Annotated in this window: 16 protein-coding genes and 1 riboswitch; of the genes, 13 read left to right on the forward strand and 3 right to left on the reverse strand. The window is 43.1% G+C overall.

The window, feature by feature from the left end; genetic code table 11:
- Positions 1-187: 187 nt before the first annotated feature.
- The 6 genes from MHB56_RS24630 to MHB56_RS24655 all read left to right on the forward strand — a co-directional run bounded on the left by MHB56_RS24630 (position 188) and on the right by MHB56_RS24655 (position 6,022).
- Complete coding sequence (locus MHB56_RS24630) at positions 188-1,282, forward strand: quinone-dependent dihydroorotate dehydrogenase (protein ID WP_036689322.1); 1,095 nt, start codon at positions 188-190, stop codon at positions 1,280-1,282.
- A gap of 34 nt (positions 1,283-1,316) precedes the next feature.
- A complete protein-coding gene (locus tag MHB56_RS24635) occupies positions 1,317-2,129 on the forward strand; it encodes a GTP pyrophosphokinase (protein WP_036689325.1) in 813 nt (270 codons plus the stop codon).
- Positions 2,119-2,571, forward strand: coding sequence for a DUF309 domain-containing protein (locus MHB56_RS24640; RefSeq protein ID WP_076130116.1), 453 nt, complete (start codon positions 2,119-2,121; stop codon positions 2,569-2,571). Before MHB56_RS24635 ends, MHB56_RS24640 begins: the two co-directional genes overlap by 11 nt.
- A 101-nt stretch (positions 2,572-2,672) precedes the next feature.
- Positions 2,673-4,193, forward strand: coding sequence for an RsmB/NOP family class I SAM-dependent RNA methyltransferase (locus MHB56_RS24645; protein WP_339281916.1), 1,521 nt, complete (start codon positions 2,673-2,675; stop codon positions 4,191-4,193).
- Positions 4,194-4,195: 2 nt separating this feature from the next.
- Positions 4,196-4,960, forward strand: coding sequence for a pseudouridine synthase (locus MHB56_RS24650; RefSeq protein WP_076280959.1), 765 nt, complete (start codon positions 4,196-4,198; stop codon positions 4,958-4,960).
- A gap of 261 nt (positions 4,961-5,221) precedes the next feature.
- Positions 5,222-6,022 (forward strand): Cof-type HAD-IIB family hydrolase, encoded by an 801-nt coding sequence (locus MHB56_RS24655; protein ID WP_036689337.1) that lies wholly within the window; start codon positions 5,222-5,224, stop codon positions 6,020-6,022.
- Positions 6,023-6,175: 153 nt separating this feature from the next.
- Here the strand turns inward: MHB56_RS24655 and MHB56_RS24660 are convergent, their stop codons facing one another.
- Positions 6,176-7,789 carry a DUF4179 domain-containing protein gene (locus MHB56_RS24660; RefSeq protein WP_341144105.1) on the reverse strand — a complete coding sequence of 538 codons (1,614 nt, stop codon included), beginning with the start codon at positions 7,787-7,789 and terminating at the stop codon, positions 6,176-6,178.
- Entirely contained in the window at positions 7,773-8,291 is a 519-nt protein-coding gene (locus tag MHB56_RS24665) for an RNA polymerase sigma factor (RefSeq protein WP_076301217.1), read from the reverse strand. The genes MHB56_RS24660 and MHB56_RS24665 overlap by 17 nt, the downstream gene beginning before the upstream one ends.
- 203 nt (positions 8,292-8,494) lie before the next feature.
- Positions 8,495-8,586, forward strand: a riboswitch (cyclic di-GMP riboswitch).
- Positions 8,587-8,703: 117 nt separating this feature from the next.
- Here MHB56_RS24665 and MHB56_RS24670 point away from each other — a divergent pair.
- Positions 8,704-9,552 carry a DUF6612 family protein gene (locus tag MHB56_RS24670; RefSeq protein WP_076301216.1) on the forward strand — a complete coding sequence of 283 codons (849 nt, stop codon included), beginning with the start codon at positions 8,704-8,706 and terminating at the stop codon, positions 9,550-9,552.
- Between the two features lie 112 nt (positions 9,553-9,664).
- Positions 9,665-10,828 carry an NADH-dependent flavin oxidoreductase gene (locus MHB56_RS24675; RefSeq protein ID WP_339172987.1) on the forward strand — a complete coding sequence of 388 codons (1,164 nt, stop codon included), beginning with the start codon at positions 9,665-9,667 and terminating at the stop codon, positions 10,826-10,828.
- Positions 10,829-10,906: 78 nt separating this feature from the next.
- Here the strand turns inward: MHB56_RS24675 and MHB56_RS24680 are convergent, their stop codons facing one another.
- Positions 10,907-11,923: a CapA family protein gene (locus MHB56_RS24680; RefSeq protein WP_076130122.1), complete on the reverse strand. Its 1,017-nt coding sequence runs from the start codon at positions 11,921-11,923 to the stop codon at positions 10,907-10,909.
- Positions 11,924-12,192: 269 nt separating this feature from the next.
- On the opposite strand from MHB56_RS24680, the gene MHB56_RS24685 reads away from it, so the two are divergent.
- From MHB56_RS24685 to MHB56_RS24705, 5 genes are all read left to right on the forward strand, one after another.
- On the forward strand, positions 12,193-13,431 hold the full coding sequence (locus MHB56_RS24685; protein WP_341144106.1) for an FprA family A-type flavoprotein: 1,239 nt from the start codon (positions 12,193-12,195) through the stop codon (positions 13,429-13,431).
- 16 nt (positions 13,432-13,447) lie between these two features.
- Positions 13,448-14,662 (forward strand): NAD(P)/FAD-dependent oxidoreductase, encoded by a 1,215-nt coding sequence (locus tag MHB56_RS24690; protein ID WP_341144107.1) that lies wholly within the window; start codon positions 13,448-13,450, stop codon positions 14,660-14,662.
- 28 nt (positions 14,663-14,690) lie between these two features.
- Positions 14,691-14,873 (forward strand): rubredoxin, encoded by a 183-nt coding sequence (gene rd, locus MHB56_RS24695; protein ID WP_076130123.1) that lies wholly within the window; start codon positions 14,691-14,693, stop codon positions 14,871-14,873.
- A gap of 47 nt (positions 14,874-14,920) precedes the next feature.
- Positions 14,921-15,631: a Crp/Fnr family transcriptional regulator gene (locus MHB56_RS24700; RefSeq protein ID WP_051491610.1), complete on the forward strand. Its 711-nt coding sequence runs from the start codon at positions 14,921-14,923 to the stop codon at positions 15,629-15,631.
- A 167-nt stretch (positions 15,632-15,798) separates the two neighbouring features.
- A complete protein-coding gene (locus MHB56_RS24705) occupies positions 15,799-17,208 on the forward strand; it encodes an extracellular solute-binding protein (RefSeq protein WP_340975609.1) in 1,410 nt (469 codons plus the stop codon).
- Positions 17,209-17,301 lie beyond the last annotated feature (93 nt).

Here is a 17,301-nt window from a genome sequence, read left to right on the forward strand (position 1 = left end):
TTAATCGCTGATTACCCCTATATTGTAATGCGTTTACAAGAAAATTACTATACTTTGGGTTAAGCCTCTGCACACTTACAGGGTAAAATGCTTTTCTTTTGTTCAAGAAAAGGCTAAAATTAAGAAGAAACCTACAGAATCGGGTAGACACGTGGATTAGTGAAGTACCCCTTAAGGAGCGAGAACGGTGTTGTATCGTAATTTTGGTAAACCAATTTTCTTTAAGCTGGACCCTGAGAAGGCTCACCATCTCGTCATAGGTGGATTGGATAAATCATCATCAGTTCCAGGGGGAAGCGCGGCATTGCGTTTAATGTATGGCGTTCCTGAAACGGCAGATTTAGCAGTTGATCTGTTTGGCATACATTTTCCGACTCCAGTTGGACTGGCAGCAGGCTTGGATAAGAATGCCGAGGCTGTTTCTGGATTCTCTTCGATCGGATTCGGATTTATGGAAGTGGGGACGGTTACCCCTAAGGGTCAACCGGGAAATGATAGCCCACGTTTGTTCCGTCTTCCCTCTGATGAAGCTCTGATCAATCGTATGGGCTTCAATAACGAAGGGGCTGACGCTATGGCAGAGCGTCTAAAAAAATTAAAAAATCGCAGAGTTCCAATAGCAGTAAATATTGGACGGAATAAAATAACTAGTAATGAAGCGGCTCATGAAGATTATCGTCAGTGTATCCGTACGCTTTATCCGTACGGTGATTTTTTTGTGGTCAATATCAGCTCACCAAATACACCGGGGCTGCGCAGTCTCCAGCATGGCAGCGAATTAGCGTTCCTGCTAGCACAAGTAAAGGAAGAAATGGAGATTCAGCGTAAAGCCACCGGCATGAATAAGAGCTTGTTGGTTAAGATTGCTCCAGATGTAAGTGATTCTGAATTGGAGTATATGGTTCAATCACTGACAGAAGCTGGTATGGATGGTATTATTGCTACGAATACTACATTGAACCGGGATGGACTTAGTCATGAAAAGGCTAATGAGACAGGTGGATTAAGCGGTAAGCCACTTCGTGACCGGTCAACGGAAATCATTCGTAGGATTTATCGCCAGACTGAAGGGAAGATGCCGATCATAGGTTCAGGGGGCATATTCACCAGTCAGGATGCGTATGACAAGATAAGAGCAGGCGCAAGTCTGGTCGAAATTTATACAGCACTCATCTACGAAGGACCGGAGGTTAACCGCAGGCTGCATGCCGGATTACGGCAGCTCTTACGGCGGGACGGATTCAGTCATATCTCTGAAGCAGTGGGTGCTGATCATCACTGATTGAAGGAGTCGAAAGGACAGGAGGACGAAGGCGATGGACGGCAGGGACTGGGGAACTTTTTTGCTTCCATATGAACAGACTGTGGAAGAATTGAAAGTTAAATTCAAAACAATGCGTTCGGAGTTGAAGAAAAGAGAGGAATACACGCCGATTGAATTCGTAACTGGTCGTGTAAAGCGGCTGTCAAGCATTTTGGAGAAGGCTAAGCGCCTGAATGTGAAGATGGAGGATCTGGAGACAGGCATTGAAGATATAGCCGGGATCCGGATTATGTGCCAGTTCGTGGAGGATATCCGCAGAGTGGCCGAATATATCCGGGCTCGTAAGGATCTTGAAGTCCTGTATGAGAAGGATTACATCACCAATTATAAAGAGAGCGGGTATCGCAGCTTTCATATGATTATTAAATATCCTGTGCAGACAGCTCTGGGACAAAAAATAGTGCTCGCAGAGATCCAAATTCGTACACTAGCTATGAATTTCTGGGCAACCATAGAGCACTCTCTGAATTATAAATATCGGGAAAGCTTACCGGATGAAATGCGAGTGCGCCTGAAAACCGCAGCTGAAGCAGCCTCCATCTTGGACAGCGAAATGTCCAGTATTCGTGATGAAATCCTGGAAGCACAAAAGACCTTCGAGGAAAACTCGAATATGACGACTCAAATTCTCAAATCTATTCATCAATTGTATTTCTATCATTTGGTGAATGAGGCTATAGATACTCAGGCTCGATTTAACGAAATATGGCAGGCTCAGGACATGGAAGCGATGAAGGAGCTTCTGGATCATGTACGGGGACTTCTCTCCGCAGCTAAAAAGGATAGTTTGCCGGATGGCTTATGATCCGTTGTACTTGGCGTATCTAGTGTACTTTAATCGTGACCGGGATTATTTCGAATGTCACGAGGTGCTCGAAGAGCTATGGCTTGCCAAGCAACGCGACCCATTGTACAAAGCACTTCTCCAAGTAGCTGTTGGGTTGTACCATTGCCGCAATAATAATATGCGTGGTGCAACGATTATGCTAAGCGGGGCTGCTGCCAAGCTGGAAGAATATTCAGCAGTGACACTCGGCATTAATTTGGCTAAGCTAGTGGTGGAAGTGAAGGATTATGTTCGCCGCATGGAGTCGTGTGAGCAGCAGCCATTTTCTTATTATGATCTGACTATAGAAATCATTGATCAAGGTCTAGCGGATGAAGTGAACTCTGCGGCTGAGGTGATCACACCGAATAATCCTCAACGACGAGGTCCTCAAAGACCGACCTCTTCTCATCGTAAATAATGATCCTCTATAAATGAGTATTGCCAAAGGGACACCCGTAAGGGTGTTCCTTGAATCTTTAAACACCTAAATTTTAGCAGTACTATCAGGAGGACGGCATCATGGCGGCACAACTGCCCAGTTCTTTCAGCGAGCGTATGATGGACTTGCTGGGAACGGATTATAATCAATTTGCGGATTCGTACAAGGAGACCCCTAACGGAGGCGTTCGTGTTAATACCTTGAAAATTTCAGTGGAGAAATTGCAAGCTCTTTCCACTTTAGAGCTGGAACCCATTCCGTGGTGTCCAACCGGATTCTATACAGAGGATGGGGCCAGACCAGGTAAACATCCACATTATCACGCGGGATTGTATTACATTCAAGAGCCAAGCGCTATGGCACCTGTGGAACTGCTTGATGTACAGCCAGGAGATCGTGTCCTTGATTTATGCGCTGCACCTGGGGGCAAATCCACACAGATTTCTGCCAAGCTCTCAGGAGAAGGCTTGTTGGTTACCAATGATCTTCATCCAGAACGCACGAAAGCCTTAGCCAAAAATCTAGAGCTATATGGGGTGCGCAACGGTATCGTATTAAACGAAAGTCCAGATCATATTGCAGCGGCATTCCCGCTTTATTTTGACAAAATCTTGATTGATGCTCCTTGCTCAGGTGAAGGGATGTTCCGTAAAGATGAAGACATGGTGAAGCAGTGGGATTCAGGTACACCTGCCAAATATGCAGCCATGCAGCGGGATATTTTACGTTCTGCTGCAACAGCGTTGGCACCGGGAGGTACACTTGTCTATTCAACCTGTACATTTGCTACAGAAGAAAATGAAGAAATTATATCGGAGTTTATTTCTGAACATCCACAGTTTTCGGTGATTACAGTTGGAGGCACTGGCTCATTTGCTCCTGGTTTTGGAGAACTATCAGGGACAGCAAGACTATGGCCGCATAAAGTAAAAGGTGAAGGACATTTCATGGCTGTGCTGCAGCATGTGGGGCCAAAGGTATCTGCAGAGGAACGTGATCAAGCCGAAGTTAAGTTGAGTGCAGTTACACGGAATACGAATAAAAAAGGCACTGCTCATATTAAATCCGCAAACAAACCAGAAGCCAGACGAGGGAAAGAAGGTAAGTTCTCTAATAAATCTGCTGCTGGCGCTGAACGTGGCCGTCAAGGTTCAGGAGAAGAGCAAGCCTTGGCTGCATATGGAGATTTTATAAAAGACCAGCTTGGCTGGGAGCCAAAAGGGTATCCGATTTTCTTCGGTGATCATCTGTACATCTCCCCACTACCTAAGGAAAGATTAAATGGATTAAAGGCGATTCGTCCAGGATGGTATGTAGGACATGTCCGTAACGGCAGATTTATCCCAGGACATCCAATGGCTACCGCGTTACACCCTGAAGAGAGCTGCCGAAGTGTCTCACTTTCCAGTACGAGTAATGAAGCTATTTCCTATCTTAAAGGAGAGACATTGTTGATTAGTCAAGAACGTCTCTCTATTAAAATAGGAACTACCCAAAAAGGATACGTACTGGTCTGCATAGATGGTTATAGTGCAGGCTGGGGGAAGTGGCAGGACGGTGTGCTCAAGAATGAATATCCCGCAGGCTGGAGGTGGATGTAAGAATGAGCCTATCAGGGAAAACTGCAAAAAAGCAGCGTTTAGATAAAGTATTGTCCCATATGGGGGTAGGATCACGCAGCGATATTCGTAAACAAGCCAAGCAAGGTTTAATTACCGTGAATGGTGCAGTCGTCAAGGATAGTGGATTTCATGTAGACCCGTATCACGATAAAATTGTGGTTGGCGGCGAGCTTGTTACCTATCGTGAATTTATTTATCTTATGATGAATAAGCCACCGGGAGTTCTGTCGGCAACAGAGGACAAGCGGGATCGGACCGTTCTGGATCTTTTAAAGCAGGAATATGTACAGTTTGAACCTTTTCCTGTAGGAAGGTTAGATAAGGACACAGTAGGGCTGCTTCTGCTCACCAATGATGGAAAGCTTGCTCACGAGCTACTATCGCCACGCAAGCATGTCCCTAAGACGTATGAAGCAACAGTTGAGGGAGACGTAGATGCAGACGATGTAGCGGCTTTTGCGGCAGGTGTCGAGCTGGAAGATGGATATGTTACTTTACCTGCACAGCTAACTATATTGGGAAGAGAACGCGGCAGTAAAGTAATCTCACATATTTCGCTGATCATCACAGAAGGAAAGTTTCACCAGGTGAAGCGAATGTTCCAAGCTGTCGGCAAAAAAGTCACTTTTCTGAAACGAGTATCTATGGGAGAATTGAAGCTGGATGAAAGCCTGCCACTGGGAGCTAGTCGTGAACTTACGCTAGAGGAACTGGCACTCTTAAGTACAGAAGCATCAGAACAATAATATAGAGAAAAAATGGTATATAAATTGAATTTGGAAACTTGGGATAAGGGAATGGAGTGGCGGAGGGGAAATTTGGAACTGTAAGAGCGATAGCGGCCGCCTTTGTTTCCGGATTTCAACCACTAGTAAACGGTATAAATCAAGAAATCTGGAAACAACAGCGGCTGGAAGTCCAAATATTCACCGCAGTTGCGACTGAAACTTAACTCAAATAGCCAGGTTCAATATATATAGAAAAAGAAAGACAAGGATGGTGGGAGTATGAGATACAAACTGATTGCACTAGATGTAGATGGTACACTGTTGAATGATGATCACCACTTGAGCACTGAGAATAAAGAAGCCATTGCTGAGGTTACACGTCTTGGAGGACAAATCGTGTTATGTACCGGCCGCAGTCCGCAGAACTCGATTCCTTTTATGGAGGAAATGGGGCTGTCTGGTTATGTGCTGGGTCATAATGGAGCTGCTACGGTTCGTGTGAAAGATCGGGAAGTGCTGCATCAATACGGTATGGATGCTCGTGGTCTTGACCCTTATATTGATTATTGTAGAAAGCATGATATTCATTATGATGTGAATACGGCTTTTGATATGTATGTAGATAATGTAGAAAACCTGACCAAAGAAGCCAATTATATGTATGAACACTTCCGTATCGTGCCGGCTACACTGCCAGCATGGGAAGATTTCCGTGAACCGGTTGTTAAGTTTACTGTATTTACACAACCAGAAATCCTTGACGAAGCTGAACGTGAATGGCGTACTTGGACCCATGAGTACAATATTTTGCGCAGTGGTGAATTTTTCGTTGACTTGATGCATCCGGAAGCCTCCAAGGGCAACGCCTTAAAGAATCTGGCTGTGAAGCTGGGAATTCCGCAAGAGGAAGTTCTTTCGATCGGTAATTATTTTAATGATATTTCTATGCTTACATACGCGGGTATGGGCGTTGCGATGGATAATTCTCCGGTTGAGGTCAAAGCGGCAGCGAATGCTGTCACGGGGTCTAACAACGAGCATGGTGTGCGAGATGCGCTGGTTAAATATTGTTTATCTTAATAATGGAAAGCATAAAGCGGACTTGAGTCCGTTCTATGCTTTTTTTGTTGTGAAGGAAATAAAAGAGATACCTAAACAGAAATGATTTTATCCATAAATAAACCCGCCCTTAGGATTAACTAGAAAGGGCGGGACATAGATTAACTTCCTGCATTAAAGTTTAATTTCCTCGTTCCGGCTAGGATCGCTATATTTATAGATACCAGGGTTCAGTTCGATTTTTTCGTCGAAAGGGATATCTTTGTAGCTATCAATATTAGTTCCTGTAGATATCATGCCCTTAGGTGTAATTTCAGGCACCACTTCTTTGCCATTAATCCGTAACGTAGTTTGGTTAACGCTTTTGAAGCCAGAAGATTTGGATGTTGATTCGACAATCAAATTTTCGCCCTCAGTATAGTAAGTGAATTCAATTTTTAACCCATCGACATCAAGTGAAGTGAACTGCTTTTCTTCTTTAGGTTTGTTTATAGTGATCCAATTCTTAGTAGTATCACGTTTCTCAATGACAGCATCCTTTAATATAAGTTTCATTGGAACATCGGACCAGTCGTTATACCATTCCGGAGATTCGAATTGAAATAAATGCTGGTAGCTTTCGGAATGATCTCCTTTCAAATTCCAACCCCCAGTGATTGTTTGATCACCTATAACCAACTGAGCGGTATTATAGTGGACAATTCCTTTTTTAAGCGAATCATTTTCATCTATTAGAATTTGGATATCCAAAGGGGTAACTACTAGCTGATCTAAGGTTATGCCGGTCTTTTCTTGAAATTCAGGACTGTTATACAGTTTCTTAGTGTAAATCGCCTCACTTGCTTTTTTTCCATCTGCTTTAAAATCGAACTTCCACGTACCTGAAAATCGTTTCGCTTCTTCAATGTAACTAAAATGAAGACTAGCTTCCTTCCAATCTGATTCAGTTATATTGAAAACCTGTTCAATAAATAAATCCGATCCTTCGTTAGGCATGATGGTTGGAATTGCTTCATTCTTTTGACCACCAGTACTAACTACCAAATGTGGATTACCCCGTCCTAAGTCAGATGGTGATGCAGCGACTTTGTAACGGATAATGGTTTGATTGGAAACATGTCGAACGGATTCGATTTGAAGGCTTGGATATTGCTTAACTCCAGTATTGATAGTATCCCCTGCTTGATGATTAGATTGTAAGGGAATATTCCGATCACTGTAAAAAATGAGATTCCGTGCTTCAAACCTGTAGTCCTTTTTATCATCCTTTAATGTATCAGGTGTCTCATATACTCCAATGAGTTTCTGGCTTTCAGGATCGTATTCTAAATAACCGTATACCTTTGCCTTGGCACCGGATTCACTAGTCATGATGTTTTCCTCTGTAGCAAATCCAGTATATTTGGATAGATCAGATTTAGTATCAAGTGATAACAGCATTTTCATTTTTTCTCCATCAGTTACAACACCGTTCAAATTCATTGTTACTCCTGAACTGGAAGTTTGAAGATTATACTGTTGACCGATGCCGTTATTTAATGCATTGCTCACACTTCGACCACCAATTTTATCCCAATTAATCGTCATACTAGCGAATACAGGAATGGCTACAAGTAAGAGGCAAGAGAAGACAATACTGATAGGAATAACCTTTTTATTAGACCTAGGAGTATTCTGGGAGGCATGCTGATTTCTTTGACGTGTATATGCTTCTTGTTCTATGGCAGTCCACATCAAATCATAATCCGGTCGGGGAATATGTTTATCTTTTTCAATATACAGACTCATTACTATTCAGCTCCTTTAGTTGGGTTCCACCCATTCTATTTAGTATTTTAAGTCCCTTGTTCAGTCTGGATTTTACAGTTCCTTCGGGTATGCTCATAACTTTAGAGATCTCGGGTACAGTCAATTCGTTTATAAAACGAAGGACTACTACCATTCTGATTTTGTCAGGAAGCTGACTGTATAACCCTTGTAATTCTTTTTTAGTTTCCTGTCGATCCAAACGTTTTTCTACAGGGTTTGATTCCTCAGACCTGGATAGTAAATAATTACGTACTTCTTTCATCCACCCCGTCTTACGCCTTTTGATCACACTGTTGCACTCATTCGAAGCAATTCGTAAAATCCAAGCTTTCAAGTTTCTTACCTTCGACTTATCCGCTAAGATAACTTTTACAAATACCTCTTGGGAAATATCCTCCGCATCTGCCTGATTTTTCATTAAGTAGTAACAAAAATAATATACTTGTTCTTTATAGAGCTCGAAAATTTCCCGGTCACTCATTTTGCTGCACCCCCTGTCTTTGCTGTTCTCATTAATAAGACTTATAAGCGTATGTAATCGTTCATTTTTCATTTTGATTGTAGTATTTCTTCTGAGTATCATAGCGAATTCGAATGGAAGATAAGTCGTTTACAGGTAATTATAACCATGATAAAATTAGCGGTGGGACATGCGTCCGTAATCTATTAAAACTAATTGAATGTCCGCGTTAAAGGTAAAATCATCGAAAGATGATGACACAAAGCCATGGGTCTAAAGCCTTTCGACAGAAGGAAATGATCGCCAGGCCGCCATAGGGATGTCTTATGAAGCATAAAGGATAGCTCTAAGAATATGTAGTCTATTTTGAGCTCTTTTATTATTTCGACCTATACGGCGTTACATTATCGCAAGGGGCCGAAAGGGGAAGTACATGAACAGTTTTTTCAAAACAATAGGTACTAGTTTGGCAGTAGGTGCTTTATTGCTGTCCGGAACGATCGGATGGATGTCTAATCCAGGAGTAGTGTCAGCAGCTACCTCAACAGTAGTAACCGCGGATCAGATGATCAGCAAAGTAACGGCAGCCTCCAAAGCAATAAAGAATTTCCATCTGGATGTGACCAAAAAACAGGATATTCAAAGCGGCGGGGTGCGTATCAGCAACACCAACACTCTGAAGCTGGATATCAACCGTCTGCCGAATTTTGCCGCAGCAGGCACTGTCGCTAGTAGTCTTTTAGAAACATCGTACAGTCTATATGCCAATGACAAGGAGTTTTACTATCTTGTAGACGGAAGTGAACTGATCGATGAATCTGAAGATGAAGGTTACGACGATGACGGGGAGCCAATCGATCCTGATGCACAATATTGGCTTGGACTGGAGAAAACGGAATGGGATGCCTTTTACTCTAAAGGCCAATACGATCCTGTTTCCATGCTTGATTCGGTCAAAAGTTATAAAAAATCCATGAAAGTCAGCACTGCTGGCGCACAAACAGTCTTACAATTCACGGTAACCGATCCGACAGCAGCTAAGGGGATAATCAAACTCTATGACCAGGAGAACCTCTGGGATGGAGAGACAGTTCAACCCAAAAGCGTAACGTGGAAATTATTCGTCAATACTAAGACCTGGCAAACGGAAAAGCTGATAGTCGATCTGAGTTATGTGCTGGTAAGTGATGGAGCCAAAGATACATACACCACGAAAATCGAAGCTAAATATTCCAAAAATAATAAAGGTGCAGCCATTGTAAAACCGGCCGAACTAGAATAATAAGGACGATTCATAACGAGCGAAAAGCGCTGTTCAGCGGAACAGCGCTTTTTGTTGTATCCAACAGCAGTTCTTTATTAGTTGACAAGAATAAATCATTGCTGTAATTTATATGTATGCGCATGTATATAATAATTTATCTAAATATAATTTAATGAAAGTTGGGAAAAAGATGATAGCACTAGACACAGCATTAACTTTTCGCAGAGGGCTGACATTAAAAAACCGAGTGGTTATGGCTCCAATGACCACTCGAATGAGCTTTTATGACGGTGTAGTAACACAAGATGAATTGAAATACTATTCGCTAAGAACGGGCGAAGTAGGTGCGGTCATCACTGCGGCAGCAAATGTACAAGAGGGTGGAAAAGGATGGGAAGGTGAACTTAGTGTTTCCTCCGATGAATTTATTCCTAGCCTCAGCCGATTAGCATCTACTATTAAACGAAATGGAACAAAGGCTATTTTACAGCTATTCCATGCAGGAAGAATGACAGATTCAAAAATATTGCGTGGCGTACAACCCGTTTCCTCCAGCGCCATTGCTGCCGAACGCCCGAATGCAGAAATTCCAAGAGCATTAACAGAAGATGAAATTTTCGGTGTAATTGAGGATTTTAAAAAAGCGACTCAACGTGCTATTCAAGCTGGATTTGACGGGGTAGAAATTCATGGAGCAAACACATATTTAATCCAACAATTCTTCTCTCCACACTCCAACCGTCGTGAAGATCAATGGGGAGGAAGCTTAGAGAAAAGATTTAATTTCATTAACCAATTAGTGGATGCAGTTATTGCTGTCGTTGACAATTCAAAGGTTAAGGATTTTATTGTCGGGTATCGTTTTTCTCCAGAAGAATATGAAGAGCCTGGAATTAAAATCACCGATACCTTTTATCTCATTGATAAATTAGCTGATAAAAAGCTGGATTATCTGCATATTTCATTAGGGGACTTCAAGAAAGTATCTGCATCAGAAGATTTTAAAGAAAAATCAATCCTGCAATATGTGCATGAGAAAATCAATGGCCGTATACCTTTAATTGGGGTAGGAGATATCCGTACCAAACAGGACGCAGAGGACACGTTGACAAATGCTGAATTAGTAGCAGTAGGACGGTCTCTTATCATTGATCCTCATTGGACAAGTAAAGTACTGGAGGGTAAAGAAGATCTCATCAGAAGAGTACTTGCTGATCAAGATAGAGAAGAACTTGTAGTAGAGAATGGTATTCTAGAATTCCTTAAATTAATGATGCCTGATCGTTTACGCTAAACCCAAACACAGTTTTGAGGTCTAAATCTATAACGTTCCGCGGTAAATTCCGCGGAACGTTATTTTTCTGTAACGACTCTATTCCCTCTTTAAGATTGTTGTCGTATGTTTCAACATTCGATTCATGAGATTTCGCCGCTCTGTTTTTATGTCGGTGTCGCTTCTCTTTAATGCGTCGCGGATGGGGATGATCTCTGTAATTTTCCTGCCGCTTTTTATTCTTCGATCTACACAAGTCGGGATGTAACCTACGTTAGTTATACTCGTGTGTCCTTTTTCATCCTTCTTTATTTTAAGCGTAAGAATGATACCGCTTTGTGTATAAGGAATATTCATTAGTTTAGTAGAAACAAAATTCCCCAATGAGTAAATAACGAATTGTTTTTTTCCACGAAGTGCTAACGGTTGAAGAACATGTGGGTGAGACCCCAGTATGATGTCGGCGCCATTTTTAAAAAAGAGATTGACCAGCTCTTTTTGCCTCTTGTTTGGAGTGTAACGATATTCGCTTCCGAAATGCAGATAAAGCAAGACTAGATCGACTTTCTTTTTTAAATCTCGAATCTCCCGAATGATCTTGGGCGTAGATATCCGATTAACCAGCCATGGCTTACTCACTGGTACAGGAATTCGGTTAGTTCCTGCTGTGTAGGAGAGGATGCCAATCGTAATTCCTTTGACGTTTTTAATAAGCGTTCTCTTGGATTCTTCTAATGATTTAGCTGTTCCCGTGTGGTCGATTCCATTACGGTCCAGAACTCGTAACGTCCGAACCAGACCCGGGGCACCATAATCCATGCAATGATTGTTGGCCGTTACTAATACGTCGAATCCGGCTTCCTTAAGTGCAGGGGCCAGTTCGTCTGGACATTTGAATATCGGACCGCCTGATCGGGGGCTTTTCCGGCATTCGGGGCCGCTTCCAGCAAAGGTGGTTTCGAGATTGCCAATCGTCAAATCAGCCTGTTTCAGATAAGGAGCTACTTTTGCAAACAGGGGGCTGAACGAATAGGTTCCGTCAGGCTGTTTAGCATCCGAAATAATATAACGTTTGACCATTAGATCTCCCACAGCAGCTATTTGTATTTCAGTCATGGATATCCACCTTTTTATTATTTTCATTAGGATATGGCATAAAGTTGTTATGGGTTATTCTTTCTTTAAGGCGAAGTGCAAACATTTGTGTGGCTTTTTATTTAAAATGTGACTCAACGCATAATCACTTTATTTAGATCGTCTAAATTTAAGGTATTCATTTTTTTCAAACTTTTATAATTTGATTCAAATCCTCTTTTTTGTTTGGCAGCCATAATAAAATAAGGTTGTTGATAAACATTATCAATCAAACATTGGAGGTTAAAGAAATGAGTACACAATTCAAAAAAATCGCCGAGGATACTTACTGGATAGGCAAAATCGATAACCGCCAGGTTCCATTTCACCGCCTGATTCTGGCAAAAGGAACTACCTATAATTCTTATTTATTAAAAACAGGTAAGCCAACTGTCATTGATACCGTAGACATGGAATTCGGACGTGAATATGCCGAGTGTCTGGGTGAAATGATTGATCTTCTAGATATCCATTACATTGTAATTAATCATACAGAGCCTGATCACTCTGGTGGACTGGCAGCTCTCGCTGCCAAGGCTGCAAATGCCACGATCGTATGCACCGAGATTGCTGTTCCCGAATTGCAGGAAATGTACAAGCTTCATAGCCGGAACTTCCTGGTGGTTAAAGACGGAGATAAGCTGGATATTGGCGGGAAAATGCTGCTGTTTAAAGAAACACCGCATCTCCATACCGCAGAAACGATGATCACCTATTGTATCGAAGATCAAATCTTATTTCCTTGTGATATTTTCAGCACGCATGTTGCGGTGGAGAATCTATTCAGCGATGAAGCCGGGTTTGATATTACGGAAGATTTCGAGGGCTATTACGCAGCAATTATTCATCCTCACAGAAGATATGTAAGAACCCTGTTAGAGGCTGTTAAGGATCTTGAGATCCGGATGATCGCTCCTTCCCATGGATTTGTGATCCGGAAGGACATACGTAAATATATCGGGATGTACGCCACATTGAGCCGTGAAACGACGCAAGGAAAAAAGGCAACCATCGTATATACCACCATCAAAAACAGTACCAAGAAGATGGCCAAAATCATACAGGATTGCTTGCAGGAAAATAATATAGAGACAGAGGTCTGGGATGCAGATAAAAGTAGTGCCACTGATATTCTGAACAGCATAACGTCAGCGGACGCGGTCTTTATTGGCAGCTCCACTAAATACGCGGACATGATTGGGAACCTGGAGAACATTCTGAAAGAATTGCACAATATGAATCTGGAAGGTAAACTTGCTGCAGCCTTTGGCTCCTACGGCTGGAGTGGTGAAGCCATTGAAGTCATTCAGGATTATCTGAATGGAACAAACATGACGGTGCAAAGCACATCTGAGGTTATTAAAACCACGGGGATGACACATGTAGAGTTCCCTGTACGAATCAGATTTTCCCCGAAAGAGCCTGAGAAAGTTCAAAAAATTAAAAATGCGGCTGAATTTGTTTCGGATTTGCTGCTGAGTTCATTTTAGGGAGGAGGAACATAGGATGACAAAACATTACGTTATTGTTGGCGGAGGAGTAGCCGCCGTCCATGCCGCCAAAGCCATCCGTGATCAAGACGCAGAATCGGAAATTTCGATCCTCGGGGAGGAAAGTCAACTGCCCTATAACCGGATTAAGCTGACCAAAGGGCTGTTTACCGACCTGCACAGTGAGAAGGTGCTGATTAAAAAGGAAAAATGGTACCGCGATAACCGTATCTCCGTAAAAACCTCGACCCGAATCCGTTCTGTCCACCCGGACCGGCAAATAGTTGTGACAGAAGATGGGCAGAGTGTTTCTTATCATAAGCTTTTATTGTGTATGGGAGCGAAGAATCGTGCAATCTCCCTTGAGGGCTTCGCCCTGAACAATGTTCATACCCTCCGGGATATGAACGACGCGGACAGATTGAAAGAAAACCTGCAGGATGGCAGCCATGTAGCCGTAATCGGTGGGGGAGTGCAGGGAATCGAAACCGCTTGGGCGCTGCATGAAGCTGGATATCAGGTAACGGTGATCGAAGCTTTTCACCGGTTGATGGGCAGACAGCTTGATGAGAAATCCTCACAGCTCCTTAAAGAGAACCTTGAACAAGCAGGTGTGAAGGTTATTCTTCGAGCTGATGTAGCGTCTATAACAGGAACTGAGTATGTTACCGGAATTACGCTGCACGACCAATCTCATTTTTCCTGTGACCATGTAGTCTACTCTATTGGTATTGTACCGAATACGAAACTGGTAAGTGGCTCGAATATTCAAGTCCGGCAGGGCATTATCGTAAATGAACAAATGCAAACAAATGATCCGCATGTGTATGCAGCCGGAGATGTGGCTGAAATTAACGGGCATGTGGAAGGACTGTGGGGCGGAGCGATTGAGCAGGGCAGGATTGCCGGCAGTAATATGGTCGCCAATCTGACGGCGTATCGTAGAGCTGTTCCGGTTACCTTGTTTACCGCCTTTGGTATCTCTTTATTTTCGATAGGCAACGTGGATGAACAGTGTTGCGATACGGCGGTAAGCGGAGATGACAATGGGGCGTATACGCGTATATATGTGAAAGATAACACAATGATCGGTGCGATATCCTGGCAAGGTGCAGCTGCTTCTCTTGGGTATAAAACCGCTGTAGAGTATGGCATCTCCCTTGAGGGGATCGATGTTAACGGGAGTAGCATCGAGGAGATTATGGCTGAAGTACAAACCAGGTTGAACTAAACTATTAACTTTTTAGGAGATGATAAAGATGAAAAAATACATTTGTCTACCCTGTGGTTATATCTATGATCCGGCATTAGGCGATCCCGATGAGGATGTTGTTGCAGGCACTGCATTTGAAGATTTGCCTGAAGATTGGGTCTGTCCGGTATGCGGTGAAGATACCAGTCATTTTGCGCCGGTTGAAGATAAAAAAACTTCTGTATCCTAAAGGAAAGTAGGAGTTGTACAAAAAAATGAACAACAGGGGGGACAGTTATGAAGGAGTATTCTTGCCAATACGCTGCTGAACCTTGTACCCGCAAGGTGCCTATTTTTGCTGCGTTAAGCGATGACGATCTCTCCCGGATCAGCGCTATGATCAAGCATCGTAAGTTTACTAAAGGTCAACCTTTAATTCTGGAAGGGGCGCCGTCAGATACGCTGTACATTATTCAGCGAGGGCATGTTAAATTATCCAAAACAACTCCTGAGGGCAAGGAACAAATTTTGCACATCTTGACGAATGGAGACTTTTTCGGAGAACTGAGCATTTTTAACAGCGATGAGCTGAGTAACTTCAGTGCTTATGCTCTGAAAGACACTAACATTTGCATGCTGACCCGAACGGATATGGAGCAGCTGATGAGGGATAATCCGGATATTTCGCTCAGGCTACTGAAGAGTGTGACCAAAAGACTAGCCCATACGGAAAATCTGGCGCAAAGCCTGGCGACCAAAGATCCCGAAATACGAATTGCTTATATGATCATGGAACTCAGCGACAAATATGGTAAGCAGCGTGGCACTCATATTCATATTGACCTTCCGTTGTCTCGTGAAGAGCTGGCCAGTTATGTTGGGGTCACCCGCGAAACTATTAGCAGAAAATTCTCAAGGTTTGAAGATTCAGGTCTTATTGAGCTAATCGGAAACAAGCAAATGCTCATTATAGATCCAGCCGGTTTGGAGAGTTATATGGGGTATTAAGAGGATTACGGTGTATTGACCGATCTGTATGACACCGTGGGTGCAGAACATACGCTATATGGGGCCAGACTCCGATACTTGTCGTTCCCAAAGGATTTCAGTATGATGAATACTATATAAACTTGTCCCTATGGGCTCGATTAATCGGAAGATGGCGAGGAAACCCAATGCAGAAAAGGAATAGCAGAAAATTTTTCCGTATCAGGCTAGAGGAAATGATTCAAACCTTACGACATGAAATTCATTCGGGAAGTATAGCGATCGGCAGTTATCTTCCTTCAGAAAGCGACTTAGAGGTGCGCTTCGGACTTAGTAACGCTTCTGTGCGCAACGGGCTTAAGGTGCTGGTGGATGAAGGCTTAATTGAGAAAATTCCGCGTGTTGGCAATCGGGTAATTCCTCCGGTAGAGGAAGGCAGAACGACGATCAAGTTCGGATATGTGAACACCATCCCCAAGCTTGTAGAGATGCAAGAGCTACTGAATGAGTTCGGCAAACGCTATCCGCATATCGACGTTCAGCCGCTCGAGTTGTCTTCAGGAAACTACTCGACATCTTTGAAGGAATATTTGCAGTCGGAAATCATGGATGTCGTACTGATGAATAATAACAATTATCAGGATTTTTTGGAGCAAGGCTGTACGGAGCTGCTGGAGCCGATGGAGGAACAGCCGGACACGTATCGTTTTCTTTCCGACCCGTTCCGGTATGGTGACCGTAATCGCGTTCGCCCCTTCATTTATTCTCCAGTCGTGCTTTGTTATAATAAACAGCACTTTAAGGAAGCCGGCGTATCACCACCAGACAGTAGCTGGACCTGGGACGATTTGTTTGCTAATGGTCGAAAGGTAGCTGAAGGTCATGACTGGTATGGTTTTTATTTTTATTTGCCTTCTCGTAACCGGTGGCCGTTGTTCCTGCTTCAAAGCGGCACAACGTTTGCGGCAGAACAGGATGACGAAGGGAAATACCGGTTCAGCGGCTCAAAGCTACTCGACAGTTTAGGAACCATCCGAAAGCTGATAGGCATGAAAGATGTATTTCCAGCTGTATTGTCTGAGAGCGATGCGGATGCGGAAGCCTTGTTCTTGCAAGGCAAAGTGTCCATGATAATGACGACCTATTACTTCTTGAATCAATTGCGTCAATCCGATTTGGCATTCGATATTGCTCCATTGCCGCGGCTGCAAAATGCTGATACGCTGCTGATTATAAATGGACTGGCGGTTAACAGCAAATCACAGAACAAGGATGCATCCATGCTGCTCGTTGATTTTCTCACCTCACACGAGGCGCAACTGATCATTAGGCGCAAGACGCTGAATATTGCAGCCAACCGTTTGGTGATGGATTGGGAAGGCGAGGAAGTGGGGTATCGTCCGGCCCGTTTTCAGCTTTATCGTGAGATCTTCCCTACCTATCGTCTGGTTACAGAGCTGGGTTTGAGCAACCTCCAGTTGAAAGAGATTCAACGTGATATCATGATGTTTGTTTCAGGTCTACTGGACAACGACGAGTTATGCCGCAGACTTGAGGAAATATTGAATGCGGTAAATCAGGAGACTCAGCACTCTTGAGGACTGAAAGTTTATGTGAAAATCCCGGCACAGGTTCAATTCTGAATCTGTGCTTTTTGGTATGTTGAAGTATTTGTTTGTTGCACAAGAATT

The organism is Paenibacillus sp. FSL H8-0315 (assembly GCF_038005365.1).
GTDB classification, from domain to species: Bacteria; Bacillota; Bacilli; order Paenibacillales; family Paenibacillaceae; genus Paenibacillus_AQ; species Paenibacillus_AQ odorifer.

Excerpts from the sequence above, each read along its gene's own strand:
- MHB56_RS24650 (WP_076280959.1), top strand. The coding sequence starts at position 4,196 with ATGAGCCTATCAGGGAAAACTGCAAAAAAGCAGCGTTTAGATAAAGTA.
- MHB56_RS24670 (WP_076301216.1), top strand. The coding sequence starts at position 8,704 with ATGAACAGTTTTTTCAAAACAATAGGTACTAGTTTGGCAGTAGGTGCT.
- rd (WP_076130123.1), top strand. The coding sequence starts at position 14,691 with ATGAAAAAATACATTTGTCTACCCTGTGGTTATATCTATGATCCGGCA.
- MHB56_RS24675 (WP_339172987.1), top strand. The coding sequence starts at position 9,665 with ATGTATGCGCATGTATATAATAATTTATCTAAATATAATTTAATGAAA.
- MHB56_RS24705 (WP_340975609.1), top strand. The coding sequence starts at position 15,799 with ATGCAGAAAAGGAATAGCAGAAAATTTTTCCGTATCAGGCTAGAGGAA.
- MHB56_RS24635 (WP_036689325.1), top strand. The coding sequence starts at position 1,317 with ATGGACGGCAGGGACTGGGGAACTTTTTTGCTTCCATATGAACAGACT.
- MHB56_RS24645 (WP_339281916.1), top strand. The coding sequence starts at position 2,673 with ATGGCGGCACAACTGCCCAGTTCTTTCAGCGAGCGTATGATGGACTTG.
- MHB56_RS24665 (WP_076301217.1), bottom strand. The coding sequence starts at position 8,291 with ATGAGTGACCGGGAAATTTTCGAGCTCTATAAAGAACAAGTATATTAT.
- MHB56_RS24655 (WP_036689337.1), top strand. The coding sequence starts at position 5,222 with ATGAGATACAAACTGATTGCACTAGATGTAGATGGTACACTGTTGAAT.
- MHB56_RS24700 (WP_051491610.1), top strand. The coding sequence starts at position 14,921 with ATGAAGGAGTATTCTTGCCAATACGCTGCTGAACCTTGTACCCGCAAG.
- MHB56_RS24685 (WP_341144106.1), top strand. The coding sequence starts at position 12,193 with ATGAGTACACAATTCAAAAAAATCGCCGAGGATACTTACTGGATAGGC.
- MHB56_RS24680 (WP_076130122.1), bottom strand. The coding sequence starts at position 11,923 with ATGACTGAAATACAAATAGCTGCTGTGGGAGATCTAATGGTCAAACGT.
- MHB56_RS24660 (WP_341144105.1), bottom strand. The coding sequence starts at position 7,789 with ATGAGTCTGTATATTGAAAAAGATAAACATATTCCCCGACCGGATTAT.
- MHB56_RS24640 (WP_076130116.1), top strand. The coding sequence starts at position 2,119 with ATGGCTTATGATCCGTTGTACTTGGCGTATCTAGTGTACTTTAATCGT.
- MHB56_RS24690 (WP_341144107.1), top strand. The coding sequence starts at position 13,448 with ATGACAAAACATTACGTTATTGTTGGCGGAGGAGTAGCCGCCGTCCAT.